This window comes from Pseudidiomarina planktonica, assembly GCF_900177775.1.
Classification (GTDB): Bacteria; Pseudomonadota; Gammaproteobacteria; order Enterobacterales; family Alteromonadaceae; genus Pseudidiomarina; species Pseudidiomarina planktonica.
Window position 1 is genome coordinate 1447187 of the sequence record NZ_FXWH01000001.1, and the last position, 26606, is coordinate 1473792.

Sequence of the window (26606 nt, forward strand, 5' to 3'; positions counted from 1 at the left end):
CCTTACGCAAACACCGTGACGGTTTGTCGGCTTAACGCCACCAAACGACCGTCGTTGTCCCAAATACTGGCCTGAGTATGACCATAGCCATCAGCAGCATACTCAATATCTGCCACATATTGCCACCAGTCATGCGCACTCTTGTCTGGCATTGGATCAATAAACTCAATGGTCCAGCTTAACGAACTTGCCGGCGCGGGCTGAGACAGGTGTGGCAGCAATGCCGGCGGCCAGGCATCCACTAAACCAAGCAGGAAACCAGGGTTAATATGCGAGGTTTCATGGCGAAAGCGCATCCAGCCACCAAACTGACGTGATTTGTTCCCGCTAAAGGGTAAGCCACCGACAGTAACCCGGTAGTCATAGTGATAGGTGAACTCCGGCACTATGCTCATTTCCGGCATTGCTGGGCCTTGCTCGGGCGTTGGAATGTCCGGCCGCGCATGCGCATCAACCGCAATGGTAGATTCCCGGCTACGACCAAAACTAGCCAGCGCTGACAACACCACTTCACCGGCCTGCACTATGTCTACCCTAATTTGGCTAACTGATTTACCTTCACGCAATACCCGACGTTCCAACTGCGCTTCACCATCGTTAATAGGTGCAACAAATAACACACTTAGCGAGCGAATCGCCTGATCATCTTGCGCACCATAGCGCGCGCACTGCCAGGCAATAGCTGCGGTAATACCACCAAATAGAGCACGACCCTGCCCCCACTTCTTCGGCAGTTGAATGGTCTGCTCGGCAGCCGGCGTAATCTGCGCCAGAGTTTCAGTAAAATTCATGGTAACGGCCTTTTCGTTTGTTCTAATGTTAACTTTGATTATACACAGGTAAGACCAGTATAAAAGAGTGCGAGGATCTGCTTACGGCGCCTTTGCAAAACTCGCTAACGCGAAAAGCAAAAAGCCCCGCAAGTTTCCTTGCAGGGCTTTTTTTGAATGTGGCGGAGAGAGAGGGATTCGAACCCCCGGTGGGAATGAACCCACGCCTGATTTCAAGTCAGGTGCATTAAACCGAGCTCTGCCATCTCTCCGCAGTCTCGTGACACTTAGTGCCGTTAAGACGATGCGAATGATAAAGAGAGCACCTGCGCTTGTAAAGCAAAAAATTCAATCAAGTCGTTTGTTTGGTGGCAAAATAGACAACCAATAGTAATTTTCTTACGTATTGCTTGAAAAGCATACAATTCACCCACATTTAGTTGCTGTAGCTACGAGAATAGTTGGAACCTTTTCACAGTTCTAGTATTCTAACTGGCAGAAGTAACGCCCTTTCGGCGGATAATTAAATCGGAGAAAATAATGCGTAACGAAGCCCAAGCGTATACAGCTCGTTCAGAGTCAGTATTACAGGTCAATAAAGTTCTACGTAACACATACATGCTGTTGGCATTAACTCTGGCATTCAGTGCCGCAGTTGCTGGTGTCAGTATGGCAATGAACTGGCCACACCCGGGTCTGATTATTACCCTGGTCGGCTTTTACGGTTTACTATATTTAACGCATAAAACATCCAACAGCTCTGCTGGTCTGTTATCTGTATTCGCGCTGACCGGATTCATGGGTTACACCATGGGGCCGATTCTGAATATGGTTATCGGTAATGGCGGTGCTGATGTTGTGGTGACCGCATTTGGTGGTACAGCACTTATCTTCTTTGCCCTGTCAGCTTATGTACTGACAACTAAGAAAGACATGTCGTTCTTAGGTGGCATGATGGTAGCCGGCTTCTTTGTTATCGTTATCGGCTTTGTCGCGAACATTTTCCTGCAGCTGCCTGCTTTAAGCTTAGCGCTGTCAGGATTATTCATCCTGTTCTCGTCAGGTGCCATTTTAATGCAAACCAGCGCCATTATTCGTGGCGGCGAGCGTAACTACATTCTGGCTACTGTTACCTTGTTCGTTTCACTGTATAATATTTTCCTCAGCTTGATTCACTTGCTGACGGCGTTTGGCAGCAACGATTAATTCGCAAGCCAACACTTAGTTCAAACGCCCCATTAATTGGGGCGTTTTTGTTTCCGTTTTTTGTTTCCAAAGTATGATAATCAACATGGCAACCATCAGTCTTTGCATTCAGCAGTCGCCGCAGCTTGGTCATAGTCACCATGCGCTGCGCTATGCCCGTGCCGCCATTGCCAACGGACACCAGCTACAGCAGGTATTCTTCTACCAAGCTGGCGTTCTGCATGCTCTGGCGTCGCACGATAGCGAACCGCATACCGCCGACTGGGTAGCCTTTTCCCGTGAACATCAGGTACCACTGGTAGTTTGTCACACGGTTGCTGAACATTACGGTATTCACGCCGCAGTTAAAGGCGAACAATCGAATCTGAACCCAGCCTTTGATGCGGCTGGTTTAACCGAATTCCTGGTGGCGCTAAGCCAAAGTGATAAAGTGGTGCAATTCCTATGATGCAGCCACAGTCAAACCATACCGCGCCTAGTCTGCTGGTTATACAAACTGCAGGGCCAGATTCAGTGGCAGCACGTGAAGCGCTGGATGTGGCGCTAAATGCCGCCGCGCTGGATATTCCTGTGCAATTAGTACTGCAAAGTCATGCGATACTTAATCTGGTAACGCCGGCAACGCTTACTGAGGCCTTCAACACGCCCTCAGTGCAAAAGAAGTACGGCATGCTGGAGTTATTTGATGTACCTGCCCCTATGGTAGCCAGCGAAGACTTACAGCGTTTTGGGTTAACTGCCGAGCAGCTCAGCATAGAGGTAACGGTATTGTCGCAACAAGAACTGCATCAGCAACACGCCCATTTTACCCAGCTACTGAGGTTTTAACTGGTTATGTCGGATCCGGCTTTGAACTCATCAGCACTGCACCAGCTTATGCAACAGCCGCTTAGCGCTGTGCTTGCTGATACCAGCAACAATTTGCGCGCAGGTGACACTGTGCTGGCGTTTGGTAGTCATATTGCGGGGTTGTTAGACAAACAACTACAAACTCGCTTACAGAGCTTAGGTTTGCACCTTGCGGCCTTGCAAACGGATGCCGAATCACTTGGGCTGGTATCGGCCTGCGAACAACAGCAAGTGAGCTTACTTACCGACAGCCAATGGCTGGAGCTGACTTTGCAGCATCACCCCGTGTATACGTATTAGCATCATGATTGAATTTAACGGCAAAGAATACGCAACCGACAAGCATCATTATTTAGCCAATTTTGATGACTGGTCGCCTGAGCTGGCTGAGCATATAGCCACGCTGGAAGCTATTGAAATGACACCAGCGCATTGGGAAGTAGTAAATTTTGTGCGGAATTTCTATCAAGAGTACGATACCAGCCCGGCTATGCGAGTACTGGTGAAAGCGGTCGCAAAAAGTTTAGGGGCTGATAAAGGCAATAGCCGTTATTTGTATAGCTTATTTCCGAAAGGCCCGGCTAAGCAGGCCACCCGCATCGCTGGTTTACCCAAACCAGCGAAGTGCATTTAGCGGCCACATCAAAACCTACGGCGTTAACTGCTCAATGTTGCCCATGTACGGACGAAGTGCCGTTGGAATAGTCACCGAACCGTCGGCTTGCTGGTAGTTTTCGAGTACCGCAACCAATGCCCGACCGACCGCTAAACCTGAACCATTTAAGGTGTGCAGTAATTCCGGCTTTTTCGCTGCTTTACGGCGGAACCGTGCTTGCATACGACGCGCCTGAAAGTCACCCATATTCGAGCATGAGCTGATTTCGCGATAGGTGTTCTGCTCTGGCAACCACACTTCCAGATCATAGGTTTTGGTGGCTCCAAAGCCCATATCACCAGTACATAGAGTGACTTTACGGTAAGGCAATTCAAGCAATTGTAGAACTTTCTCAGCGTGACCTACTAGTTGATCCAACGCGTTCATGGAATCTTCCGGCTTGCTTAACCAAACCAATTCCACTTTATCGAACTGGTGTTGACGGATCAGACCACGGGTATCACGGCCGTGAGAACCCGCTTCACTACGAAAACACGGGGTATGCGCAGTAAACTTAAGTGGTAACGACTCCTCTTCCACAATTTCATCGCGCACTAAGTTGGTTAGCGGAACTTCCGCGGTCGGAATTAACGACAACGGAACCTGCTGTTCAGTGGCGCCTTTCACATGGAACAGGTCTTCACCGAACTTAGGGAGCTGGCCGGTGCCATACAAAGTGTCGTGGTTTACCAGGTAAGGCACGTAAGTTTCCGTGTAATCATGCTCGGTGGTGTGCAAATCCAGCATAAACTGCGTTAATGCGCGGTGCAGGCGGGCAATACCGCCTTTCATCACCACAAAGCGCGCGCCGGTTAACTTAGCGGCCGCTTCAAAGTCCATGCCCTTTAAGCCCTGGGCTACGTCAACATGATCTTTCGGTTGAAACTCAAATTCGCGTGGGGTTCCCCAGCGGATAACTTCCACATTTTCAGACTCGTCTTTCCCCACCGGAACATCTTCTGCTGGCAGGTTAGGAACGCCTTCAATAATTTTCTGAAGCTCTTCCTGTAAGCTGGCTAAGTCTTTTTTAGCCTGTTCTAAATCGCTGCCTAGCTGGTCAACTTCCGCCAGTAATGGCGCAATGTCTTCACCAGCCGCTTTGGCTTTACCAATAGACTTGGACCGACTGTTACGCTCTGCCTGTAAACTCTCCGTACGAACCTGAAGTTCTTTACGACGTGACTCCAGCGTTTCCAACTGTTCAACGTCCAGCTTGAAACCACGGGTTGCCAAGCGTTCTGCCGCTTGATTGAGTTCACTGCGGAAATATTTTGCGTCTAACATGACCGTCCTGTCTGAAATAGTAAGTTAAATGAATCTTGTGTATTAAGTGCTTTGCGGCGTCGGATATAAAGCCATGGCCAACAGTACCGCGCCAATGCAAAGCACCAGGTTAAGTAACACGTGTAACAAGGCTTTGAGCCAGTCACCCTGATTAGCCAGCAGTACCACTTCCAGCGAAAACGCCGAGAAAGTGGTGAAGGCACCAAGCAGGCCAACTCCGAACAATAACCAATGGTTGTCACCTAGTTGCTGATGTTGTTGACTCATTACCAGCAAACCCAGTAAAAATGAGCCCACTATGTTAACCAGCAATGTCGCAAAAGGAAACGCCTTAGTGACATTCAATAGCGCCATGCCAACACCGTAACGGCCCGCCGCTCCTAAAGCACCACCTAGTGCCACCCATAAATAGCTAGTCATCGTTTGGATCCCGTTGCCAGTCGCTGGCAGCACTTAAGCTCTGTAACCAGCGTAGTTTTTCAGATATTTTCGCTTCCAAGCCACGTTCATTGGGCTGATAAAACACGGTATCAGCAATAGCTGTGGGCAAATACCGCTCGCCAGCTACGAAGGCATGGGGATAATTGTGAGCGTAACGATAGTCTTCGCCGTAGCCTTCGGCTTTATGCACTTTGGTGGGCGCATTACGCAAATGCGCCGGCACTGCATAGTCTGGCGCGTCTTGTGCCAGCTTCACCGCTTGTTTAAAGGCGTTATACACCGCATTACTTTTGGCTGCGCTAGCGCAGTAAATAACTGCCTGTGCGATAGCTCGCTCGCCCTCAGCGGGGCCAACTCTATGGTAGGTGTCCCAGGCATTCAGCGCAATTTGTAACGCGCGTGGATCGGCGTTACCAATGTCTTCCGACGCAATAGCCAGTAAGCGCCGGGCAATGATGAGAGCGTCACCGCCACCAGCCAGCACCCGTGCATACCAATACAGGGCGCCATCGGGTGACGAGCCACGCACCGACTTATGGAAAGCCGACAAAATATCGTAATAAATATCGCCCTGATTATCGAAACGCGTTTGTTTTTCGCCAATAGCGTCGCGCACAACGTCCACGCCTAGCTCTTGCCCCTGCTCGGCGAAGTCACTGGCAATTTCAATAAAATTGAGCAGTCGCCGCGCATCGCCATCGGCTGAGTTCAGTAAGTAGTCCAACGCCGCATCGCTTAGTGTTAAGTTACGCTGCCCCAGGCCTAGCTCAGTGTCCTCTAGCGCCCGCGTTACCACGGTTTTCAGGTCGTCTCTGGTTAAGCTTTGAAGCCGGTATACCCGGGCTCGTGACAGCAAGGCGTTATTAATTTCAAAACCGGGATTTTCGGTAGTGGCACCAATAAACACAATAGTGCCGTCTTCAATATGTGGAAGAAAGGCGTCTTGCTGACTTTTATTGAACCTATGTACTTCGTCTACAAACAAAATAGTGCGCCGACCATTTTGCGCTAACAGATCGCGTGCATCAGTAATGGCCTGGCGAATCTCTTTCACCCCGGAAGTGACGGCGCTAATACGCGTTACCGCCGCATTGGCGGTGGCAGCAATAAGTTCAGCTAAAGTGGTTTTGCCGGTGCCGGGCGGCCCCCACAGAATCATGGAATGCAACTGGCCCTGCTCTACCGCCTTGCGTAGCGGTTTACCTTCGGCCAGCAAGTGCTGCTGACCGATATAGTCAGCCAGCGTTTGCGGACGCATACGCGCCGCTAGTGGCGCTTGAGCGGAGGTTTGTTGGAATCCCAGTTCGAAGTTACTCACAAATGCCCTCAGGCTTAATTACGGCTACGCTGATCATCAACATCGGTGTTAGCCGGAACCTCATAGTCGAACCGTAAATCTGATACCCGTTCATTCATCACTTGTTCAGATAAACCTATTTCACTTACCTGACCCTGACCGTCGTCCAGCGTAATACGACTTAATATAGCGCCTTCTGCAAAGCGCAGCGTTAACGATGAAATGTTCTGAGCACTGTCTTTCGGGGTAATGGTGTAGCTGTGCTCACCGGCGTCAGTTTGAATGGAAACGTTATAGTTCTGCCAGTCGTTATTCTCAGCATCAAGCAGGAGCAGTAATGGCGACTGCGCCACCGCTTCAGCCTGATCGTAGATGGTCACTTGCTCAATAAAAGCATTGTAGTACCAAAGTGTTTCACCATTGGCCACCAACAGCGTTTCGTCCGGAGCATCGGTTTGCCAGATAAGTTTATTGGGACGCTTCAGTACCATAGCACCTTGCAGTTGCTGCACTAATTCACCATCGGCGTCTTTCACCAATTGCACGAAGTTAGCCTGCAGTGTATTCAGTTCTTCTAGCCGTTCAATTAACTGTGCTTGCTCGCTTTGCTGTGGTTCTTGTGCTGCAGCTACGCCGCTGGCTACAACCCACAACCCCGCCGCTATCGCTAAAGATTTCATCATTCGTTTACTACCTAATTAACGTTGTGATTAGTCGCGCGGCGCCTGCGGTGCCAGCACGTCACGTTGACCATTATTGCCGGCGCTGGTTACTACCCCACTGGCTTCCATTTGTTCCACAATACGGGCCGCGCGGTTATAACCAATACGGAATTTACGCTGTACTGACGACACCGACACCCGTCGCGTTTCAGTTACAAAGGCAACAGCTTCGTCGTAAAGTTCATCGCTCTCACCGTCGTCCAGCTCAAGTTGCTCGCCCGGCAGCAGGTTATCTTCACCCACGCCACCTTTTAAAATTTCTTCCAGATAGTTAGGGCGTCCACGTTTTTTCCAGTCACCAACTACTTTATGCACTTCATGGTCGTCCACAAAAGCACCGTGAACCCGCATTGGCACGCCGCTACCTGGGGCCAGATACAACATGTCACCGGCACCTAACAACTGGTCAGCACCCTGCTGATCCAAAATAGTTCGTGAGTCAATTTTAGACTGCACCGTAAAGGCAATTCGCGTAGGTATATTAGCTTTAATCAAACCAGTAATTACGTCCACCGAAGGTCGCTGGGTGGCTAATATTAAGTGAATACCGGCCGCCCGTGCTTTTTGCGCAATCCGGGCAATCAGCTCTTCTACCTTCTTACCAACAATCATCATCATGTCGGCAAACTCGTCAATTACCACCACAATGTTCGGTAGTTTTTCGAGTATTGGCGGCAATTCATCCATGGAATCGCCCGGTTTCCAGATAGGATCCCGTAGCGGTTTGTCAGTTTTAGCGGCTTCCGCCACTTTCGCGTTATAGCCTTTCAGGTTACGTACACCAAGCGCGGACATGAGCTTATAGCGCCGCTCCATTTCACCCACACACCAGCGCAGCGCATTGGCCGCGTCTTTCATGTCGGTAACCACTTCGGTTAGCAAGTGTGGAATGCCCTCATACACGGACAGCTCCAACATCTTGGGATCAATCATGATCATGCGCACGTCTTCAGGCGTTGATTTGTATAGCAGGCTTAAAATCATCACGTTTACGCCCACCGACTTACCCGAGCCGGTGGTACCAGCTACCAGTAAGTGTGGCATTTTGCCTAAATCAACAATGACCGGCTGGCCGGAAATGTCCGCACCTAACACCATGGTTAGTGGCGAAGTGCTGCTATCGAACGCTTCACAACTAAGCACTTCGCTTAAACGCACGGTTTCGCGGAATTTGTTCGGTATTTCTAAACCAACGTAGGACTTGCCCGGAATCACTTCCACTACCCGCACTTTCTCAACCGACAGCGAGCGAGCAATGTCTTTATCTAAATTCGATACTTTGGATACTTTAATGCCCGGCGCTAAATCCAGTTCAAAGCGAGTAACCACCGGGCCTGGCTGTACATTCGCAACCTTGGCATCCACACCGAAGTCTTGCAGTACTGCTTCTACCGCCCTGCTCACCTGCTCGAGTTCAGCTTCGGTAATCGGGTTCTTGTTGCGATCCGGGCGGTCCAGCAATTCCAGTGACGGCATTATAGAGCCAGCTAAGTCTTGGTTACTGTCTGCGTCTTCGGCAACACTAACGGCTGTTGATGCGGAGGTTTGCTTGGCTTTTGTTGGCGCCATAGCCACGGCGTCAGCGTCGGGATCATCTACCAGTTTCTTCTTGGCAGCACGGCTGAATCGTGGCGGTTCATTTGACTCGCTGTTATTGCCCAGCGCAGGTTGGTCCGTATCAGTGCGCACACCAAATAAACCATCTAAATCAATGTCAGGTTCATCAGCTCGACCACGTTCATCGGCAGCAATATTTAACTCACTGTCGCGAAGTGGCGCGGCTTTATTCTTTTTACCCTTCCCAAACCAACGCCCCAACAGCCCTTGTTTCGGAGCTTGTAAAGCTTCAGCGTCTTCGTCTTCATACCCTAACTGCTCGGCTTCCTTCCAGGGCGATGATACTTCCGGCTCTTCGCTGTCGGCTTGCTGCTCGGTATCAGAGTTTTTGTCCCGGCCCAAACTAAAGCCTTTCACAAAGCCTACCAACCACAAGGTGGCTGTTATAACAGCTGAACCTATACTGTCTGCCACCCAGATCCATGAAATGCCAGTAACCAGAGTTAACCCTGTGCACAGGAAAGTCAGCAACAATAAAGTGGTGCCAAGTAAATTAAAGTATGGCAATAGCGAAGAACTAATGACATCGCCGAGTACGCCGCCGGCGGAGAATTGAAAAATATTGTCAAAATTAATAGAAGCTAGCGCAGAAGCCCCCACCAAAGTAAGAATTAATCCAATTAACCGCAGCCCCACGGTTAAATAGTCCAACTCAATAAGCTTGCGTGGGCGGCGGAACATCATGTAGCCCAGCGCCGCAAACCCAAATGGGATTAAATAAGCGACAAAGCCCAGCGTAAATAACAGCGCATCGGCAAACCAGGCACCTATAGCGCCGGCAGAATTATGAATACTGCCCTGATAGCCAGTTTGCGACCAGCTTGGGTCGGCCGGATGAAAGCTTGTTAACGCCAGCAGCAGGAACACCGCAAAAGCGCCACACAAGATCAGACTAGCTTCAAGTATGCGTTGCATTCCTGTCATGCGGTACCTGCCTGATTCATGGTTAAGCTCCTAGCTGGACTATTTTTAATTATTTTTGAACACCCATTGTAACCAAAGTCGGCCTGCTTGTTAGCCTTTGATTAACACTTTATTTTCTTGTTTCACTTCTTCCATGACCACATAAGTGCGTGATTCGTTCACTCCGGGCATAACTAATAGCGTTTCTCCCAGCAGTTTACGGTAGGCCGGCATATCAGGCACTCGCGCTTTTATCAGGAAATCGAAATCCCCTGCCACCAGATGGCACTCCAATACTTCACTAGTTTTACGCGCGGCTTCGCTGAACTCCGCAAAGGCATCGGGTGAGGTTCGGGTGAGCGTAATTTCAACGAATACCATCAGGTTGGCACCCAGCTTAGACGGGTTAATGCGAGCATGATAACTCTCAATAACCCCCTCTTGTTCAAGCTTTCTGACGCGCTGCTGACAGGCTGTAGGGCTCAAGCCAACCCGCTGCGCCAGCGTCACGTTGGCAATGCGGCCGTCGTCCTGCAAAATACGCAGAATTTTGCGGTCAATTCGATCAATAGTTATTTCTATAGGTTCTTCAGCATTAAACATGATTAACATTCGTTTTTATGGCCATTAATAGTGTTTTACACTATTTTTGCACTTAAAAAAAGCAAGAAACACACATTAACAATCTTTATAATGCGCACACCTAGTTGGAACTTATTTCCACTCCATTTGCACATGAAAAAGGCAGCAACCATGTTAATTGGCGTTCCTAAAGAAATTAAAAATCACGAATACCGTATTGGTCTTACTCCTGCGGCCGTTCGCGAATACATTACGCATGGCCATCAAGTGATGGTTGAGCAAAATGGCGGAGCTGCTATCGGCTTTACCAATGAAGATTACGAAGCTGCCGGCGCAACTATTGTGGCCGACCCGAAAGAAATTTTTGCCAAAGCAGAAATGATTGTGAAGGTAAAAGAGCCGCAACCAGACGAGTGTAAGCAACTACGTGAAGGTCAGATTCTTTATACCTACCTGCACCTGGCACCAGATCCAGTTCAAACCAAGCTATTAGCTGAAGCTGGCGTTACTGCTATTGCCTACGAAACTGTTACTGATAACCGTGGCGGCTTGCCACTGTTAGCGCCAATGAGCGAAGTAGCTGGCCGTATGTCTATTCAGGCTGGCGCGCACAACCTTGAGAAATCTCGCGGCGGCAGCGGCACCTTGTTAGGTGGCGTACCAGGCGTTGAACCAGGTCGTGTACTAATCATTGGTGGCGGCGTAGTTGGTACTCAGGCAGCTAAGATTGCTGTAGGTATGGGCGCTGAAGTAACTATTTTAGACCGTTCGTTACCACGTTTACGCGAGCTGGACGATTTGTTCGACGGCCGTGTAAAAACTATTTTCTCTACTGTTGATGCTATTGATACGTTCTCACGTCAAGCTGACTTGGTTATTGGCGCGGTATTAATTCCAGGTGCAGCGGCACCTAAGCTGTTAACTCGTGAGCACCTGAGCAACATGCGTCCGGGTTCAGTAGTCGTTGACGTAGCTATTGACCAGGGCGGCTGTTTTGAAACTTCGAAAGCAACCACCCATCAGGATCCAACTTATGTCGTGAACGATGTTATTCACTACTGTGTTGCCAACATGCCAGGCGGCGTTGCCCGTACTTCTACTATTGCCCTGAACAACGCTACCCTGCCTTACGGTTTAGCGCTGGCTAACAAAGGCTTAGCGGCGATGAAGAACGACGTAAACCTGCGTAATGGCCTGAACATGCACATGGGTAAAATCACCTATAAAGCGGTTCACGACGACTTAGGCGAAGAGCTTGGTCTGGAATACTTAGATCCAATGCAAGCGGTTGGCGGTTAAGCCAACCTCACCAGAGCCTGACTTCGGTCAGGCTTTTTTTTGCCTGAATGCGTATCACGCTTGTTCCGAAAGCTTGTTAAACCTACAATCAGTCCCCATAGCCTTAACATACCCGAACATTCTTAAAACGAATAAAATGAAACGATTAACTGGAGAAGTCTTACATGGCTGAAGTAAAGCATTGCCGTCTGTTAATTCTGGGGTCCGGCCCGGCTGGTTATACCGCCGCTGTTTACGCCGCCCGCGCTAATTTGAACCCGGTTATGGTTACCGGTATGCAACAAGGTGGTCAACTTACCACCACTACCGATGTTGAGAACTGGCCCGGCGACCCGGAAGGCTTAACCGGCCCTGATTTAATGGTTCGTATGCAAAAGCACGCCGAGCGCTTTGATACCGATATCATTTTTGATCACATTAACTCGGTTGATTTTAGTAAGCGCCCGTTCGAATTAACCGGTGATGTTGGCAAGTACACCGCCGACTCAGTCATTGTCACTACCGGTGCTTCGGCTAAATATCTTGGCTTACCTTCTGAAGAAGCCTTTATGGGTAAAGGCGTGTCGGCCTGTGCTACCTGCGATGGTTTCTTTTATCGCAACCAGAAAGTGTGCGTGGTTGGCGGTGGTAATACCGCAGTTGAAGAAGCTTTGTATTTGTCTAATATTGCCAGCGAAGTGCACGTGATTCACCGCCGTGAAACTTTTCGCGCGGAGAAAATTCTGGTTGACCGTTTAATGGAAAAAGCGAAAAACGGTAACGTAACCCTGCACTTAAACAAAACTCTTGATGAAGTGCTTGGCGATGACAGTGGCGTTAATGGCGTTCGGATAAAAGACACCAATGACCATAGCCTCAGTGAATTGGAAGTGATGGGCTGCTTTATTGCCATTGGTCACCAACCAAACACTGGTATTTTTGACCAGCAACTAGATATGGTTGATGGCTATATTCAAGTGCAAAGTGGCCTGGAAGGCAACGCCACAGCTACTAGCGTACCTGGTATTTTTGCAGCGGGTGACGTGATGGATCATATTTATCGTCAGGCTATTACCTCCGCCGGCACCGGTTGCATGGCCGCGCTTGATGCCGAGCGCTACTTGGATGGATTAACCAAGTCTTAGGTTAACCGCCGTAACGAAAGGAGCTTGCTGGTGCTGGTACAGCTGCCGCAAGATAAGATTGTGTTCCCGGCGCCCAGTGCGGCGCTGACGGAACCCAATGGCTTATTGGCAATTGGTGGTGACCTGTCACCGGCACGGCTCATCAGCGCTTATCAGCACGGTATTTTCCCATGGTTTGGGCCCGACGACCCCATTTTATGGTGGAGCCCCGATCCTCGTGCGGTATTTGACGTAGATGCCATTCACATTAGTCGCAGCATGCGGCGTTTTTTGCGTAAAACCGAGCTCACCTGCTCTATTAATAAGAACTTTGCTGCAGTTATCCAAAAGTGTGCGCAAGTGCGTGAACACAATGAAGGTACCTGGATCAGCCCCGCTATGCAGCACGCCTATCAAAGCCTACATGAATTGGGGTATGCCCACTCGGTTGAGGTTTGGCATGAACAACAGCTGGTGGGTGGTTTATACGGGGTAGCTATGGGCGCTATGTTTTGTGGCGAGAGCATGTTTCAGTTGCACGACAATGCCTCGAAACTAGCCCTCATTGAATTCAGCCGTCACTTCGCTGCCGCCGGTGGCAAAGTCATAGATTGCCAGGTAGGTAACGCGCACCTGTTTAGTTTGGGCGCAAAGCCCTTGCCAAGAGATTTATTTTTGCACAAACTCAATATTCTTCAGCAGCATTCACTTCAGCACGAGTTTTGGCAGCCAAGAAACCTATGACCATGCAGTTCGGACTTACCAGCAGCGCACCTTGTGGTTACTTACCCGACCAACAGGAACGTCTGGCTGTGATGGTGGAGGATGCTCAGCAAGCCACTACTCCTGCGCACTATCAGTTATTACTGGAGCGCGGCTTCCGGCGTAGTCACAATGATTTGTACCGGCCCTGGTGTGATCATTGTCAGGCGTGTCAGTCGCTACGAGTAGATGTTGCCGGCTTTCAACCCAGCCGCAGTCAAAAGCGTGTGCTTGCCAAAAATCAGGACTTGGAACTCACCATTGGCGGTAAGTTTGGTGCCGAGCAGCAAGCGCTATTTTGTGACTTTATTAACCAACGTCATCAAGACGGTGCCATGTACCCGCCACAGCCTGATCGCTTCTTAGATTGGGTTTCCTGCGACTGGCTGGATCCGGTTTGGCTGCAGTGGCACAGCAATGAAACTCTGGTTGCTGTAGCTGTATGTGACCGATTACCCCAGGCGCTGTCCGCCATGTATACCTTCTTCGACCCGGCACAATCGCAACGCTCGCTCGGCACTTTTTGCGTACTCAAGCAACTGGAGCTGGCGAAACAGTGGCAGATCCCCTGGCTTTATCTGGGCTATCAAATAGATGACTGTCAAAAAATGAATTACAAGGCTAAATTCAAGCCAAATGAACGCTATATTGGCAATCGTTGGGAAAAAGAGCTAAAATCCTGACCACTTTTAAGTAAGCGGTAATTCTAAGTGCCAGAAAACGGCGCATCGTAGCTTCTCAAATGATAGCTACCGATAAGAAACCGAAACCAAAACTACCGAGGATATGAATGGCGAAAGAAGACAGTATTGAGATGCAAGGCACTGTATTAGATACACTGCCAAACACTATGTTCCGTGTCGAACTTGAGAACGGCCACGTGGTAACTGCGCATATTTCTGGCAAAATGCGTAAACACTATATCCGTATTCTGACCGGCGATACCGTTACCGTGCAACTAACCCCTTATGATTTAACTAAAGGGCGTATCGTTTTCCGCGCGCGCTAATCCTTAAGCATTTATTGTTTACAGAAAATGCGAAACAAATCAAAAAAGCCGCTGAAGGTTAACTTCAGCGGCTTTTTATTTAGTTACTTTGTTTAGCGGGCTATCAGGACTCGACCGCTTCACCGCGGCTTTCAAAGGTGAAACTAAGCTCATTATCTATACAAGTAACCTGCACGTTGCCACCACGGGCTAACTTACCAAACAGAATTTCGTTTGCCAGCGGTTTCTTCAGGTGCTCCTGAATAATCCGAGCCATAGGCCGCGCGCCCATTTCCTTGTCGTAACCACGTTCAGCCAGCCAGTTGTGCGCTTGTTTATCAAGTTCCAGCGACACCCCTTTCTTATCTAGCTGTGCCTGCAGTTCACAAATAAACTTATCAACAACCTGATGCATAACTTCGGTGGTTAAGTGATTGAACCACACTATGCCATCTAAGCGGTTCCGGAATTCAGGCGTGAAGATTTTATTGATTTCACTCATGGCATCGTGACTGTGATCTTGTTGTTTGAAACCAATCGACTTTCGCACGGTTTCACGCACACCGGCATTGGTTGTCATCACAATAATCACGTTACGGAAATCAGCTTTCCGGCCGTTGTTATCCGTTAAGGTACCGTGGTCCATTACCTGCAGCAGTATGTTGAAAATGTCCGAGTGAGCTTTCTCCAGCTCATCCAGCAACAACACACAGTGCGGATGTTTAATTACAGCATCCGTTAATAAACCACCCTGATCAAAGCCTACGTAGCCAGGAGGTGCACCAATTAAACGGCTTACCGCATGACGTTCCATATACTCAGACATATCAAAGCGTTGGAACTCAATACCCATAGCTGTGGCCAGCTGCTGAGTGATTTCTGTTTTACCAACACCGGTAGGGCCTGCGAATAAGAACGAGGCAATAGGTTTCTCTTCCGCACCTAAACCTGACCGCGACAAGCGAATGGCAGCGGTTAGTTTATCAATGGCCTGATCCTGCCCAAACACCACCATTTTCAGGTTACGATCAAGCTGCTTCAGCAAGTCTTGATCGGTGCGAGACACCGATTGCTCTGGAATACGCGCAATTTTAGCAATAATCTGCTCAATATCGGCTACACCCACGGTTTTCTTCCGCCGCGATGGTGGTAACAAACGCTGACTAGCGCCCGCTTCATCCATTACATCAATAGCTTTGTCTGGCAAGTGCCGCTCGTTAATGTACTTGGCAGACAACTCTGCCGCAGCGCGAATAGCCGGCTGGGTATAACGAATACCGTGATGCTCTTCGTACTTCTCTTTCAAGCCCAGCAAAATTTTAGTGGTGTCTTCAACCGAAGGCTCAGCCACATCAATTTTCTGGAAGCGTCGCACCAGCGCCCGGTCTTTTTCGAACACGTTCTTGTATTCGTTGTAGGTGGTAGAACCCATACACTTAAGTTCACCGCTTGAAAGCATAGGCTTCAGCAGGTTAGAGGCATCTAACACCCCACCACTGGCGGCACCAGCACCAATAATGGTGTGAATTTCATCAATAAAGAGTACCGCATGGTCTTGCTCTTTCAGTTCCTTCAGCAGCATTTTAAAGCGCTTCTCGAAGTCACCGCGATACTTAGTACCGGCCAGCAAGCCACCCATGTCTAACGAGTAAATAATGGCGTCCTGCATAATTTCCGGCACGTCTTTGCTTACTACGCGCAGTGCCAGCCCTTCGGCAATAGCGGTTTTACCAACGCCGGCCTCGCCCACTAGCAACGGATTGTTCTTACGGCGACGACAGAGTATTTGCACACAGCGCTCAAGCTCGTATTCACGGCCAATTAGCGGGTCAATTTCACCCGCACGGGCACGCGCATTCAGATTCACACAAAAGCGCTTCAAATAGCTTTGCTGCTCTTCCGGTTGCTGTTGCTCGGTTTCGGAACTAGTGCTTTCTTCGCCACTGCTATGTTCGTCATCCACTTTCGACAACCCGTGTGAAATGTAATGCACCACATCAAGCCGGGTAATATCGCTTTTGTTCAGTAAGTAAACTGCCTGTGACTCTTGCTCACTAAAGATAGCCACCAGCACGTTTGCGCCGGTAACTTCCGCATTACCAGAGGATTGCACATGAAAAACGGCACGTTGTAATACGCGCTGAAAGCCAAGTGTAGGTTGAGTATCTACTTGATCGGTGTCGTCCTCAAAGCGCGGCGTGCTGCGCTCTATGTAGCTAATTAATTCTTCTTTCAATTGCGCAAAATCAGCGCCGCAAGCGCGCAGAGCGTCAGCAGCATCTGGATTATCCAATAGCGCAATCAGCAGATGCTCTACGGTCATTAGCTCATGCCGGCGCTCTCTAGCCAGCCGGAACGCATCGTTCAGGGTTAATTCTAAGGCTTTGTTCAGCATAAGCACTCCTTAATTACTGCATCGGTACGCTGGTACACTGTAGGTAACGTTACCCGGACTATAGCGCGCATTTAACTGGGCTCCATGGTACACAACAACGGATGTTGATGTTCCCGGGCGTACTGATTTACCTGCACTACTTTGGTTTCAGCCACTTCTGCTGAAAAAACCCCACACACTGCCTTTCCTTTATAATGAATCTGTAACATGACGTCGGTAGCCTGTTCACTGTTCATACGGAAGAAGCGGACCAAAATCTCTACTACAAAATCCATGGGCGTGTAGTCATCATTATTTAAGATAACTTTATACATGGGTGGCGGTTTCAATTCGTGTTTTTCTTTGACGCCACTTTGATGCTGATGTTCAAACTCACTCATTATTTATTTCGCTCTATCATTACTATAGTGCTGAATTTGGAATTTCGCTCACAATCATTGTGCAATTATTTGTTAACGCAAGCTTTACAAAAATGATTATTTTTCGCACAAATTACTTGACTAATGGTGGAAGTTACCTAGAGTTGATCATGGCGCTCGCAATGCGATTTTTCAAGGCAGATGCGACGTCATACTAACAATAATGATGTTTTAATACAGAATATTTAAGGAAGTAGATGTATGGCTACTGGTAAGGTCAAATGGTTCAATAACTCAAAAGGCTTCGGCTTTATTGAGACCGAAGATCGTGAGGGCGATATTTTCGCGCATTATTCAACTATCGAAATGGAAGGCTACCGCACGCTAAAAGCGGGCCAGGACGTAGAATTCCAACTCGAAGAAGGTCCTAAGGGACTACATGCTACCAATATAACGCCAACTCAGTCTGATAAATAGACAGTTGGCCACCCGCACAAGATAGACGAAAACGCCGGCATTGCCGGCGTTTTTTTTATGTCGTTTTTAGCTATCAATACCAAAGAACCGGCGCAGCTGGTCGCGCAAGTTTGGTGGCGTACCGTGAACCGTTAAGGTGTCTGTTGCCGGATCGTACTTCACCCGCTCACCCAGCATGCCCTGATCAAAGCCAACGCTCAAACCACCGCCCTGTCCGGAAAACTTCACCAACTTACGCAGCGTGCTTTTATCTGCCGGGAATTCATCATGCAAGCGCATTTCCTCAGGCGTTTGCTCGCGACTAAAATCAGCAAAGCTACGCTCACTTGGCACACTGCCACGTAGTTGTTCAGATAAGTCTTTCACCCGTACCTGCTCACCCTGCTGCCATTGCTCGTCGCAATAGTCATAAACTTGCTTACGCATAGCAACGGCGGCTTCGTTCGGTAACGCCTCCACCTGAGCATAGGCCTGCACCTGATCGACCAGTTGCTGTGTTTGTGCTTTGGCGTTCACGCGCTCGCTGCAACCCAGAAAATCTAAAAAGAAATCCGAAACCTTGCGGCCTGCCCGACCTTTAATAAAAGAAATATAGCTGCGGCTGTCCGGGTCTAACTTTAGTTCGGTCAAATCAATACGTGCCGCCAACTGCACCCGGCTTATGTCTAGCTGTGATGATTTATCTACGGCCAGATCAGGCCCGATAGTGACACCGTCTTTACTTGGCAGGAAACCAACAGTTAAGAAGTCATTGGTCATGTGCTGATAATGCGCTAGCAGTAAAAAGCCTTCTTCCAGAATGCCGTGCTTTTCTAGCTGCTGATGCAACAAACGAGCGGCTGCCTGAGAGTAATCCAAAAATGACATTTGCTGGCTTTGCCACTGTTGCAGTAACTCCGGAAATTCACCAGCATCACCGTCGTCTTCGGCGCCAATAAAACTAGCGTAGCCTTTGGCCGGCTTGGCGTTATACACATCGGTAAGTTCAGTAAGTAAGGTCACCAGTTGTTCGGTAGCTGCGTGAGGCTCGGCAGCCAGGCGTAAACCAATTCCCTTGCTGGTTGCGGTTGCACTGCTATAAAACTGATGAATAATGCTGTCAGACACCTGTAATTGCATTGTTTTTTCGCTTTCCTGAAGTGGTTGCTATGTTAACATGGCAACATTCTAACATGCTTATGAGTGAGGCCTATGCCAATCCTGTCAAAATACGATGCCCAACAACAGCAACAATTGCTGGAACAGGTACTGGACGTTTTTAGTAGTCAGCAAACCCCAGCCAACCTGGCATTGATGACGCTTGGTAACGCGGTTTCAAATGTAATTGAGCAAGGCTATTCTGATACCCAGCGTAAAGCCGTAGCTGAGCAGTTTGGCAAAGTCCTGCTACAATCCTTAACGACCGCTCCGGCGGCATCAAAAAATGGTAACTAGTTAGCTACTTAGCAACCACGCAAGGAAATCGGCACGCATGGGAAAACAACAACAGCGCGATAAAATCGCCCGGCTTATTAGCTGGGGTCACTGGTTTACCTTCGTAAATATATTTGTTTCCCTTGCTATAGGTACGCTTTATATAGAGGCTGCCGAATCACCAGGAACTCTGCTGGGTGTGCTGTACATGCTGGTCAGCTGGATCGGCCATTTCGCGTTCTTGCCTTTTGTCTTCTTCATTATTCTTATTTTTCCTTTTTGTATGCTGGTGCCCTACGCCCATGTGCTTAGAGGTATAGCTGCACTACTTGCTTCGCTAGGGCTAATTGCGTTAGCTGCCGATGCGGTATTTTTCCGTTATTACGGCTACCACTTAAATACTTACTCGCTGTCGCAACTAGCCAGCGACGCTGAAGCCGCCTTCGCTGGTGCCAGCTTCGTTATTATTCTGGCGTTGTTACTTAGCTTTCTGGTAATTCTGGCGTTTGAAGTGGTCATCGCTAATTTGGCCTGGAAGCGGCTGGACGACATTCAGCGGCGTCGCATTGGTGCACCTGTTACCACGGTATTCGTATTGTGCTTTTTAGTTAGTCACAGCGTGCACATTTGGGCTGACGGCGTGTTTTACCGGCCAATTACTCAGCAAGACGACTTATTTCCAGTTTCTTATCCAACTACTGCTAAAACGCTGATGGCTGATCACGGCTTAATTGACGCGCAAATTTACGAAGCACGTCAGGAAATAATGAACGCCACCGATGATTTGAAACTGCATTACCCAACCGCACCACTGATGTGCGCCAAGGTGCCAGATGCAGCCTCAGTAACCTTGGTGGTATTTGAGCAGTTGAACAACGCGCAGCAGGCACAATTGTTACAACGTTTGCCACAGTTGAACCTGGCACCAGTGACCCTGCTTGGCCACCCCGACGCATCCCGCGGCGCATTCCAGCTAACCTACGCTATTGCGGATATTTACCAACGGCCAATTCAGAAAGAACAGCGCGAACCAGCTTACTTGCCGGTTTTGAATGACTTTAGCATGGCGCCACGCTGGCTTAGTACGCCGTCTTTTACCGCAAGCCATTTAACTCCGGTACTGCAGGAAAAGCTGAATGACCTGGCCGCAACACAAGTTACCGCAACGGCATCACTGGACATGGTATTTACCAGCGTTGCCGATATTGAGGCGGTAGTAGCCTACTTGCAGCAGCGCTTGGCTGAAAATGGTCAGGTATATATTACGGCCTTGAGCGCAACCAACGAGAGCAGGATTTCAGCCGAAGGCTTAGCGCCAAACGAGTTACAGGTACCACTGCTACACAATAACCAACTGGCGGTTCCACCTCAGCAGTTAGCAAACTTAACCGACATAGTGCCGACAGTACTTAGCAGTATGGTTAATTGCACCAATGGCCTAACCGCCGTTAGCCATGGTAAAAACTTGCATCAGGAACAGTCCAGCTACCCTCAGGTAGTCAGCTTTTCACCTTATATTGTGATTTACGATAAGGAGCTAACTACGGTACTGGACAGAAATGGTCAAATGCAGGTTTTTGGCAGCACCAACTTCAACCTAATTGAAAATGCTGAGCCACCAACACCGGTATTGGTAGACGCCATAAAAGAGCTCAAACGCTTCAGTCAGGACGGTGCCGAAAAAGAACGGAAATAGTGCTTATAAAATCAGCAAACAACCCCAAAGCACTTGCCTATTTTGGCTAATACAGTAACATACCGCACTCGGTCGGCGTGTAGCGCAGCTTGGTAGCGCACTGTCATGGGGTGTCAGGGGTCGGAGGTTCAAATCCTCTCACGCCGACCAATTTCTTCTCTAGCAATCCTCGCTATATCAATACCTTACAAGTTAGCGCGCAATACTCTATATTTCATGCCAATTCAGCAAGCAGATAAAATATTGCAGCTTTATGGCATTTGAAAAGCTACTTTCTATTAGAAATTACCGTGCGAAACGATATTGCCCGCTATGAAATGTCTCCTGTGCTTTGTCGTCGCGAAAGACCACAAATCAATGAGTTAAAGTTGAATTATCAAATAAGAGAGGGAGTACCAGATGTTCGGTTTGATGCTATTTGTGCTTCGTTACATTGAATATCTTTAGGCAGTTAAAATTTTAATCATCAGTCTAAGGGCGTTTTTTGGTTAGCTTTGGTGGCGAGAGAATAAAAAAGAATCATAAGAAAGAGAATTAAGGTTCAGATAATCGTTAACAAATCGCAAAGACGAAAAGATCATAAATACCAATATAAAAATCACTTCAGACCTTAAAACATTTCCTATTTTAAGCCACTAAGAATAAAGCAAAACTTAGTGGCTTATGAAGCTCTAATTAATTTTAATTACTCTCAGAACGTTTACCGAAAAATAGTAAAAAGAAAAGTGTATAAATATTAATCATAGGTAATATGCACAGAAGAATCATGCTCACACTAATGCGATTCTTTTTTTTTGCGACTAAGAGAGCTAGAGGGGAAATTAGAAATAAACTGAAAATAACCCATAGCCAATGAACTGATATATCACCGTTTCTTGCTAATTCTATTACGTTCATATTATCCTCTATCTAGGATTAAAGCTATCTTCAGTGCTCGGTACTATCCGGCACTCCACTGTATCTTCCGCAATTTTTGTGTAAGTCGTCATCAACGAGCGATTTAGTTTAACGGAATTTTCTATTTATAACTGCTCCAAATTTTCGGGGGGATTACAATCTGCTGATGCATAATATTCTCATGAAGAGTTATTTGTGAAAAAGCACTTTCAGAAATCAATATTAATCCTACAATTACCAATGAGAATTTTTACATAAGTCCTCTTACCGGTATTTCGATTTGATACCTGTGTGCGCTAACACTCGGGACTTTTTGCGACATTACTTTGTAGGACATGTCCGAGTTTTGATTAACCTCACACTTAAAAGAGGATGCGAAAGCATCCTCTCTCTAACCCGGATTATTAAAAGTGTTTATCTCTCTTTCTGAAAGCTCTAGGTACCAACGTTAATAGTAAAAAGATTAATAGGTAAGGTCCTGTAGACGCGCCTGAAGCGCTGTCAGAGGCTCTATCGGAGCTCACAGGTTCACTAACAGATACTGTATAGCTCTCACCCGTTGATAGCTCGATGCTAAAGCTACCTGCAGTTGCGCCTGTCAGATTAATTTCAACTTCTTTTGACGTTTCATTTGGAAAAAACGTAACGACTTTACTCTCGGCATTAAAGTCAGTTCCAGCCACTAAAGTACCGTCAGCCGTATTAACCCCAACAGATACTTTCCCACTTAAATCACCGGCGCGCCAAACTTCAACGACGACTGACTCACCTGCGACAGCAGTTCCTGATTCCACTGTGAACTCAACATCAGCGGGTTCATTGTCTGTTACTCTAACTAAGTTTTCGCTAAGAACTACCCCGTCAGATTCTGCTCTAACTAAGAATACCTGGAGACCGTTATATTCTTCATTATCTGCGGTTCCAATTTGAACAAATTTCTCAGCTTCACCATCTGCAAAAATAAATCGCTCAATGACGTTATCAAACGAGCTGGCATCGGCAGCACTGGATTCATCCTCCGCAAAGACTGCGCGAACATCTACTACCAATTCACCATCAAGTCCGTTGGTGCGGGCAATACGAACCGTAGCCGTTTCGCCCTCTTCAACCGATACACCGGAGGCGATGACAGGCTCACCCGGCTCACCGGTATAGTCATCTGTCAGCGTCAGTGTGGACGAACTATCAGAAACAGTTGCTTTGTATGGGTAAACCAAAGAAAGGGATAAATTCTCATTTCCTTCATTTTTAGCATCCTGCACAATTTCAAAAGATGCAGTAGCCTCAGATTCACCGACCGCAAAGGTCACGCGCTGATACGCCTCTTTTAAATCCGTTGTGGTCGAGCCAGTATCACTTTCAACCACCACGGCGACCGATATCTCCTCAGACAAATCGCCAGTTCGGGTTAGTGTAATTTCCGCAACTCCCGCGCTTTCACCTACAGCATAACCAGTCTCAGCAAATGAGACCGTGCCTAGCGATGCAGGACGACTCCGGCGTTCACTTACAGACACTTTTGTTTGGCGGAGTACTTCGGCGTTATAGGCGTAACCTTCTTCACCACAGAGTTCACCTCCGGAGGTTCGATAGGGTGTAGAAAAGAACTGAGCATTGTCGTAATCAGAATCGCTTTCGTGTGACCACATAATGGTCACCTCTCCACCGCACTCATACGCCCGGGCATTATCAAGCGAGGCAGACGCTCGATCTGCGCCTTCCTGGTGAGCTGCTCCCAAATTATGCCCAAATTCGTGTGCTAGCGCTCTCGAGATGCGTTCGTTAGTTGGTGCGAGAATAATATGGTCGGCAATTGCCGATACCTCACTACCCTGTGCGTCCGCACCAAGCTTAGCTTCACCAGTTGGATCTCGGTAATCAGTGATATATAAACCAATGTCACCACCAAACTCCGTGTACACCAGCTGTTCAGGATAATTATCCTGGTAGTTACCTTCTTCGTCGTAGTAACCATCAGAATTTAATAAGCGACTACCAAAAATCGAACTGGAACTTTTTACAATAACGTTTCCGTCAGCATCGGTTTCTTCTTCAAAAGGCTGATCATTCGGAATACCTGTTACCGCACGAAGTTCGATCACATTAAATTCAATACCAGTGTCTGAAATACCGTAAATAAAGTTCGTCATAGAAATAAGCCCATTAACGCGGTTATAAAGTGCTTCAAAACCGCCCAAACGCTGCATATAAATAGGTTGGTAAAACACAACGACATCTATTTCGACTTTCTCTTCTAAGGGTGGAGCCGGACTTAGTTGTATCTCATTTAAGAATGGCTTGATAACGTCCTGGGCTGAGGCCGAAAAGGCAATGAGTAACGCACTCATTAGTACTGTTTTGCGAAACATAAACACTCCATGTTAATAACTTTTATTAGTATATTTTCGCTTAGTTACCAAAGGGGTAGTAAGCACAACTTGCAATTCCTCGCTGATAATTCTCGGTTTCACATAATCGGAATCACTTCTCGAGCACGGTTTTATTTTCTCAATACAGCGAAATAGAAATCAACAAAATAATAACCTTTCAATACTTAGAACACTAGCACTTTCTTATGATATCTCACCAAAATATTGAGCGCTTTTTACGCGCGTTTCGGTTACAATGCGCGCAACATTGAGCAAGCATTTTAGTAGTAACCCCACGCATGATTCGTCAAGCCACAGCAGTTGATATTCCCGCTATAGCCGCCTTAGAAAAAGACCTCTATTCGCCCGAGCATTATCCTGAGCTATTTTTGTATCAGGCGCTGCAGCAATGGCCGAGTTTGTTGTGGGTGGCCGAGCAGCATGAGCAAGTTGTGGGTTATGTGCTAGGCGCGCCAGGGGAAAATACTGGTGAGATTTGGTTGATGTCACTGTTGGTGGCACCGAACACTCAGGGTACCGGCGTTGGCAAAACTTTGCTGCAGCAGTTTCTAACCATGCTGAAACAGCGTAATGACCGGGTTGTATATCTTACCGTAGCTCCCGACAACAATGCGGCACTAGCGCTTTATAAAAACCACGGCTTCATTGAACTAGCCAACAAGCCCCACCTACTTGGCAACAACAATCACCGTTTGCTGCTGTCTTGTACTCTATAAGCAGCATTTTTCTATTTTAACGAAATAATCATCGATTAAATGCAAGTATGTGATCTAATTCTTGCAACTGTCGGTACTATCATCTTTAGATATTACATCATCACCCGACTGCTCTACTTTGCAGACGTTACTTAGCGGAATTTTTATGACTATAGCAACTCGTCTTTATCTTGGTTTTGGTATTCTTCTTGTTCTTATGATCGGTATTACTGCCTTTGGTGTTTTTCAGGTAAACATTATCGACTCCACCCTCACCCAGGTAAACGACGTTGACAGTCATAAGCAGCGCGCGGCTATTAACTTCCGCGGCAGTGTGCACGACCGTGCCATTGCGATACGGGATTATGTGTTGGTTGAAAATAATACTGCGCGGCAAAAGCATTTGCGTGAAATAGCTGAGTTAGATGACTTCTATCAACAAGCCGCGGTAACTATGTCCGAGTTATTTAGTAACCGTGAAAACGTTAACTCACGTGAACGAGAGCTACTACAGCGAATACAAGAAATTGAAGTTAAGACCGTTGATTTGACCGAGCAAACCGTAGAAATTATGGCTGCAGGAAATCGCCAGGAAGCGCAGGATTTCGTTCTGAGTGACGTGTCACCGGCTTACACGGCCTGGTTAGCTGCGGTAAACAACTTCATTGATTATCAGGAAGAAAATATTTCGGCCGGTGTCACTCTAGTACGCAGTGAAAGCGGTAGCTTCCAGTCCGTTATGTTAGGTGTAACTCTACTTGCCGTTATTATCGGTGTGCTGGTAAGCATCCGGTTAGTAACGCGTTTAACGCGCATGATTGGTGGTGAGCCGGAAGAAGCAGCCATTGAAATTCAACGCGTGGCTGATGGCGATTTGACCCGTATGGTGCATACTAAGTATCCAAATAGCATTATGGGTGCGGTAGCGTCCATGCGTACCCATTTGGCGGCGATCATCAGTGACGTAGGCTCTTCAGCGGATACCTTAGCCGCTGCCTCCAGTCAGTTAACGCAAACTTCGAGCAATAACGAACAGCTGGTTAAAACTCAGCAGGAACAGACGCACCGCGGTGCTAATGCGATTCAGCAAATGTCTGAAACCGTTCGTGAAGTAGCTCGGCACACGGTTGAGGCATCGAAGCTAGCGCAAGATACTGACAAAGAAGCCACCTCAGGCAGCCAGGAAGTAGAAAAAACCATGGCGTCAATCTCTGAGCTGGCCGACGAAGTTGAACAAGCGGCAGGTGTAATACAGCAGCTGTCCGATAGTAGCCGCGAAATCGGCAGCGTACTGGAAGTGATTGAAGGTATTGCCGACCAAACCAACTTGTTAGCACTGAACGCGGCTATTGAAGCGGCTCGCGCTGGTGAGCATGGCCGTGGCTTCGCCGTAGTTGCGGATGAAGTACGTGGGCTGGCAAATCGCACCCAGAATTCAACCCGTGACATTCAATCTCTTATTGAAGCCATGCAAAACAACGCTGATGGCGCTGTTGCTGTTATGGAACGTGGTCAGAAAAAAGCTGGCGAAAGTGTGGAACAGGCGGCTCGTGCCGGCGACTCACTGCGTCGTATCAACCTGGCGGTTTCTGACATTAACAACATGAATGCGCAAATTGCCAGTGCTGCTGAAGAGCAAGCTGCGGTTGCAGATGATATTAATGAGAACTTTAGCAGCATTACGGAATCCTCGGAGCAAGCAGCTACGGGTTCAGATCAGGTCAGCAGTGCCAGTAAAGATTTACAACAGTTGTCGCGTAAACTGCAGGAAAGTATTAGCAAATTCCGGGTGAACGCTTAATATCG

At 48.0% G+C, this 26606-nt stretch carries 26 protein-coding genes and 2 tRNA genes; 16 read left to right on the forward strand and 12 right to left on the reverse strand.

Annotated elements, in window-relative coordinates:
- Positions 1 to 2: 2 nt before the first annotated feature.
- On the reverse strand, positions 3 to 791 hold the full coding sequence (locus tag CCE91_RS06840; RefSeq protein ID WP_086434457.1) for an acyl-CoA thioesterase: 789 nt from the start codon (positions 789 to 791) through the stop codon (positions 3 to 5).
- Between the two features lie 159 nt (positions 792 to 950).
- Positions 951 to 1042 (reverse strand) — tRNA-Ser (locus tag CCE91_RS06845).
- Between the two features lie 268 nt (positions 1043 to 1310).
- Here CCE91_RS06845 and CCE91_RS06850 point away from each other — a divergent pair.
- The 5 genes from CCE91_RS06850 (at position 1311) to CCE91_RS06870 (ending at position 3459) form a co-directional block, all read left to right on the forward strand.
- The gene (locus CCE91_RS06850) at positions 1311 to 1976 is read left to right on the forward strand and encodes a Bax inhibitor-1/YccA family protein (protein WP_086434458.1); all 666 of its coding nucleotides are present in this window, start codon (positions 1311 to 1313) and stop codon (positions 1974 to 1976) included.
- Positions 1977 to 2061: 85 nt separating this feature from the next.
- Entirely contained in the window at positions 2062 to 2424 is a 363-nt protein-coding gene (tusD, locus tag CCE91_RS06855; protein ID WP_086434459.1) for a sulfurtransferase complex subunit TusD, read from the forward strand.
- On the forward strand, positions 2421 to 2804 hold the full coding sequence (locus CCE91_RS06860) for a DsrE family protein (RefSeq protein WP_086434460.1): 384 nt from the start codon (positions 2421 to 2423) through the stop codon (positions 2802 to 2804). The genes tusD and CCE91_RS06860 overlap by 4 nt, the downstream gene beginning before the upstream one ends.
- 6 nt (positions 2805 to 2810) lie before the next feature.
- Positions 2811 to 3125 carry a hypothetical protein gene (locus tag CCE91_RS06865; RefSeq protein WP_086434461.1) on the forward strand — a complete coding sequence of 105 codons (315 nt, stop codon included), beginning with the start codon at positions 2811 to 2813 and terminating at the stop codon, positions 3123 to 3125.
- Between the two features lie 4 nt (positions 3126 to 3129).
- Positions 3130 to 3459 (forward strand): TusE/DsrC/DsvC family sulfur relay protein, encoded by a 330-nt coding sequence (locus CCE91_RS06870; RefSeq protein WP_086434462.1) that lies wholly within the window; start codon positions 3130 to 3132, stop codon positions 3457 to 3459.
- A gap of 15 nt (positions 3460 to 3474) precedes the next feature.
- Here CCE91_RS06870 and serS read toward each other — a convergent pair whose 3' ends face one another.
- From serS to lrp, 6 genes are all read right to left on the reverse strand, one after another.
- The gene (gene serS / locus CCE91_RS06875; RefSeq protein ID WP_086434463.1) at positions 3475 to 4764 is read right to left on the reverse strand and encodes a serine--tRNA ligase; all 1290 of its coding nucleotides are present in this window, start codon (positions 4762 to 4764) and stop codon (positions 3475 to 3477) included.
- 42 nt (positions 4765 to 4806) lie between these two features.
- The gene (crcB, locus tag CCE91_RS06880; RefSeq protein ID WP_086434464.1) at positions 4807 to 5184 is read right to left on the reverse strand and encodes a fluoride efflux transporter CrcB; all 378 of its coding nucleotides are present in this window, start codon (positions 5182 to 5184) and stop codon (positions 4807 to 4809) included.
- Positions 5177 to 6463, reverse strand: coding sequence for a replication-associated recombination protein A (locus CCE91_RS06885; RefSeq protein WP_157984159.1), 1287 nt, complete (start codon positions 6461 to 6463; stop codon positions 5177 to 5179). Before CCE91_RS06885 ends, crcB begins: the two co-directional genes overlap by 8 nt.
- Positions 6464 to 6537: 74 nt before the next feature.
- Positions 6538 to 7185 carry an outer membrane lipoprotein chaperone LolA gene (lolA, locus tag CCE91_RS06890; protein ID WP_086434466.1) on the reverse strand — a complete coding sequence of 216 codons (648 nt, stop codon included), beginning with the start codon at positions 7183 to 7185 and terminating at the stop codon, positions 6538 to 6540.
- A 27-nt stretch (positions 7186 to 7212) separates the two neighbouring features.
- Positions 7213 to 9765 (reverse strand): DNA translocase FtsK, encoded by a 2553-nt coding sequence (locus CCE91_RS06895; RefSeq protein ID WP_086434467.1) that lies wholly within the window; start codon positions 9763 to 9765, stop codon positions 7213 to 7215.
- A 90-nt stretch (positions 9766 to 9855) separates the two neighbouring features.
- Entirely contained in the window at positions 9856 to 10347 is a 492-nt protein-coding gene (lrp, locus tag CCE91_RS06900) for a leucine-responsive transcriptional regulator Lrp (RefSeq protein ID WP_086434872.1), read from the reverse strand.
- Positions 10348 to 10497: 150 nt separating this feature from the next.
- Here lrp and ald point away from each other — a divergent pair, with 150 nt between their 5' ends.
- The 5 genes from ald to infA all read left to right on the forward strand — a co-directional run bounded on the left by ald (position 10498) and on the right by infA (position 14499).
- Positions 10498 to 11625 carry an alanine dehydrogenase gene (gene ald / locus CCE91_RS06905; RefSeq protein ID WP_086434468.1) on the forward strand — a complete coding sequence of 376 codons (1128 nt, stop codon included), beginning with the start codon at positions 10498 to 10500 and terminating at the stop codon, positions 11623 to 11625.
- A 164-nt stretch (positions 11626 to 11789) separates the two neighbouring features.
- Positions 11790 to 12749 carry a thioredoxin-disulfide reductase gene (gene trxB, locus CCE91_RS06910; protein WP_086434469.1) on the forward strand — a complete coding sequence of 320 codons (960 nt, stop codon included), beginning with the start codon at positions 11790 to 11792 and terminating at the stop codon, positions 12747 to 12749.
- A 30-nt stretch (positions 12750 to 12779) separates the two neighbouring features.
- Entirely contained in the window at positions 12780 to 13472 is a 693-nt protein-coding gene (gene aat, locus CCE91_RS06915) for a leucyl/phenylalanyl-tRNA--protein transferase (RefSeq protein ID WP_198677972.1), read from the forward strand.
- Entirely contained in the window at positions 13469 to 14173 is a 705-nt protein-coding gene (locus tag CCE91_RS06920; protein WP_234996276.1) for an arginyltransferase, read from the forward strand. The genes aat and CCE91_RS06920 overlap by 4 nt, the downstream gene beginning before the upstream one ends.
- Positions 14174 to 14280: 107 nt before the next feature.
- Entirely contained in the window at positions 14281 to 14499 is a 219-nt protein-coding gene (gene infA, locus CCE91_RS06925; protein WP_008489926.1) for a translation initiation factor IF-1, read from the forward strand.
- Between the two features lie 103 nt (positions 14500 to 14602).
- Here the strand turns inward: infA and clpA are convergent, their stop codons facing one another.
- Positions 14603 to 16873, reverse strand: a complete 2271-nt coding sequence (gene clpA, locus CCE91_RS06930; RefSeq protein ID WP_086434470.1) for an ATP-dependent Clp protease ATP-binding subunit ClpA — start codon at positions 16871 to 16873, stop codon at positions 14603 to 14605.
- A gap of 71 nt (positions 16874 to 16944) precedes the next feature.
- On the reverse strand, positions 16945 to 17253 hold the full coding sequence (gene clpS, locus CCE91_RS06935) for an ATP-dependent Clp protease adapter ClpS (RefSeq protein WP_086434471.1): 309 nt from the start codon (positions 17251 to 17253) through the stop codon (positions 16945 to 16947).
- Between the two features lie 240 nt (positions 17254 to 17493).
- Here clpS and cspD point away from each other — a divergent pair, with 240 nt between their 5' ends.
- Positions 17494 to 17709 (forward strand): cold shock domain-containing protein CspD, encoded by a 216-nt coding sequence (cspD, locus tag CCE91_RS06940; RefSeq protein ID WP_086434472.1) that lies wholly within the window; start codon positions 17494 to 17496, stop codon positions 17707 to 17709.
- A 66-nt stretch (positions 17710 to 17775) separates the two neighbouring features.
- Here the strand turns inward: cspD and yejK are convergent, their stop codons facing one another.
- Positions 17776 to 18828, reverse strand: a complete 1053-nt coding sequence (gene yejK / locus CCE91_RS06945) for a nucleoid-associated protein YejK (RefSeq protein ID WP_086434473.1) — start codon at positions 18826 to 18828, stop codon at positions 17776 to 17778.
- Positions 18829 to 18900: 72 nt separating this feature from the next.
- On the opposite strand from yejK, the gene CCE91_RS06950 reads away from it, so the two are divergent.
- From CCE91_RS06950 to CCE91_RS06960, 3 genes are all read left to right on the forward strand, one after another.
- The gene (locus CCE91_RS06950) at positions 18901 to 19143 is read left to right on the forward strand and encodes a DUF1414 domain-containing protein (protein ID WP_086434474.1); all 243 of its coding nucleotides are present in this window, start codon (positions 18901 to 18903) and stop codon (positions 19141 to 19143) included.
- Between the two features lie 37 nt (positions 19144 to 19180).
- Positions 19181 to 20818 (forward strand): DUF3413 domain-containing protein, encoded by a 1638-nt coding sequence (locus CCE91_RS06955; RefSeq protein WP_086434475.1) that lies wholly within the window; start codon positions 19181 to 19183, stop codon positions 20816 to 20818.
- Positions 20819 to 20891: 73 nt separating this feature from the next.
- Positions 20892 to 20968: transfer RNA gene (locus CCE91_RS06960), tRNA-Pro, on the forward strand.
- A gap of 1151 nt (positions 20969 to 22119) precedes the next feature.
- Here CCE91_RS06960 and CCE91_RS06965 read toward each other — a convergent pair.
- Positions 22120 to 24084 (reverse strand): Calx-beta domain-containing protein, encoded by a 1965-nt coding sequence (locus tag CCE91_RS06965; RefSeq protein ID WP_086434476.1) that lies wholly within the window; start codon positions 24082 to 24084, stop codon positions 22120 to 22122.
- Positions 24085 to 24383: 299 nt separating this feature from the next.
- Here CCE91_RS06965 and CCE91_RS06970 point away from each other — a divergent pair, with 299 nt between their 5' ends.
- Positions 24384 to 24821, forward strand: coding sequence for a GNAT family N-acetyltransferase (locus CCE91_RS06970; protein WP_086434477.1), 438 nt, complete (start codon positions 24384 to 24386; stop codon positions 24819 to 24821).
- A 145-nt stretch (positions 24822 to 24966) separates the two neighbouring features.
- Positions 24967 to 26601 (forward strand): methyl-accepting chemotaxis protein, encoded by a 1635-nt coding sequence (locus CCE91_RS06975; RefSeq protein WP_086434478.1) that lies wholly within the window; start codon positions 24967 to 24969, stop codon positions 26599 to 26601.
- Positions 26602 to 26606 lie beyond the last annotated feature (5 nt).

Coding starts and splice junctions, on each gene's coding strand:
- CCE91_RS06840 (WP_086434457.1), bottom strand. CDS start 791: ATGAATTTTACTGAAACTCTGGCGCAGATTACGCCGGCTGCCGAGCAG.
- CCE91_RS06850 (WP_086434458.1), top strand. CDS start 1,311: ATGCGTAACGAAGCCCAAGCGTATACAGCTCGTTCAGAGTCAGTATTA.
- tusD (WP_086434459.1), top strand. CDS start 2,062: ATGGCAACCATCAGTCTTTGCATTCAGCAGTCGCCGCAGCTTGGTCAT.
- CCE91_RS06860 (WP_086434460.1), top strand. CDS start 2,421: ATGATGCAGCCACAGTCAAACCATACCGCGCCTAGTCTGCTGGTTATA.
- CCE91_RS06865 (WP_086434461.1), top strand. CDS start 2,811: ATGTCGGATCCGGCTTTGAACTCATCAGCACTGCACCAGCTTATGCAA.
- CCE91_RS06870 (WP_086434462.1), top strand. CDS start 3,130: ATGATTGAATTTAACGGCAAAGAATACGCAACCGACAAGCATCATTAT.
- serS (WP_086434463.1), bottom strand. CDS start 4,764: ATGTTAGACGCAAAATATTTCCGCAGTGAACTCAATCAAGCGGCAGAA.
- crcB (WP_086434464.1), bottom strand. CDS start 5,184: ATGACTAGCTATTTATGGGTGGCACTAGGTGGTGCTTTAGGAGCGGCG.
- CCE91_RS06885 (WP_157984159.1), bottom strand. CDS start 6,463: ATGCGTCCGCAAACGCTGGCTGACTATATCGGTCAGCAGCACTTGCTG.
- lolA (WP_086434466.1), bottom strand. CDS start 7,185: ATGATGAAATCTTTAGCGATAGCGGCGGGGTTGTGGGTTGTAGCCAGC.
- CCE91_RS06895 (WP_086434467.1), bottom strand. CDS start 9,765: ATGACAGGAATGCAACGCATACTTGAAGCTAGTCTGATCTTGTGTGGC.
- lrp (WP_086434872.1), bottom strand. CDS start 10,347: ATGTTTAATGCTGAAGAACCTATAGAAATAACTATTGATCGAATTGAC.
- ald (WP_086434468.1), top strand. CDS start 10,498: ATGTTAATTGGCGTTCCTAAAGAAATTAAAAATCACGAATACCGTATT.
- trxB (WP_086434469.1), top strand. CDS start 11,790: ATGGCTGAAGTAAAGCATTGCCGTCTGTTAATTCTGGGGTCCGGCCCG.
- CCE91_RS06920 (WP_234996276.1), top strand. CDS start 13,469: ATGACCATGCAGTTCGGACTTACCAGCAGCGCACCTTGTGGTTACTTA.
- infA (WP_008489926.1), top strand. CDS start 14,281: ATGGCGAAAGAAGACAGTATTGAGATGCAAGGCACTGTATTAGATACA.
- clpA (WP_086434470.1), bottom strand. CDS start 16,873: ATGCTGAACAAAGCCTTAGAATTAACCCTGAACGATGCGTTCCGGCTG.
- clpS (WP_086434471.1), bottom strand. CDS start 17,253: ATGAGTGAGTTTGAACATCAGCATCAAAGTGGCGTCAAAGAAAAACAC.
- cspD (WP_086434472.1), top strand. CDS start 17,494: ATGGCTACTGGTAAGGTCAAATGGTTCAATAACTCAAAAGGCTTCGGC.
- yejK (WP_086434473.1), bottom strand. CDS start 18,828: ATGCAATTACAGGTGTCTGACAGCATTATTCATCAGTTTTATAGCAGT.
- CCE91_RS06950 (WP_086434474.1), top strand. CDS start 18,901: ATGCCAATCCTGTCAAAATACGATGCCCAACAACAGCAACAATTGCTG.
- CCE91_RS06955 (WP_086434475.1), top strand. CDS start 19,181: ATGGGAAAACAACAACAGCGCGATAAAATCGCCCGGCTTATTAGCTGG.
- CCE91_RS06965 (WP_086434476.1), bottom strand. CDS start 24,084: ATGTTTCGCAAAACAGTACTAATGAGTGCGTTACTCATTGCCTTTTCG.
- CCE91_RS06970 (WP_086434477.1), top strand. CDS start 24,384: ATGATTCGTCAAGCCACAGCAGTTGATATTCCCGCTATAGCCGCCTTA.
- CCE91_RS06975 (WP_086434478.1), top strand. CDS start 24,967: ATGACTATAGCAACTCGTCTTTATCTTGGTTTTGGTATTCTTCTTGTT.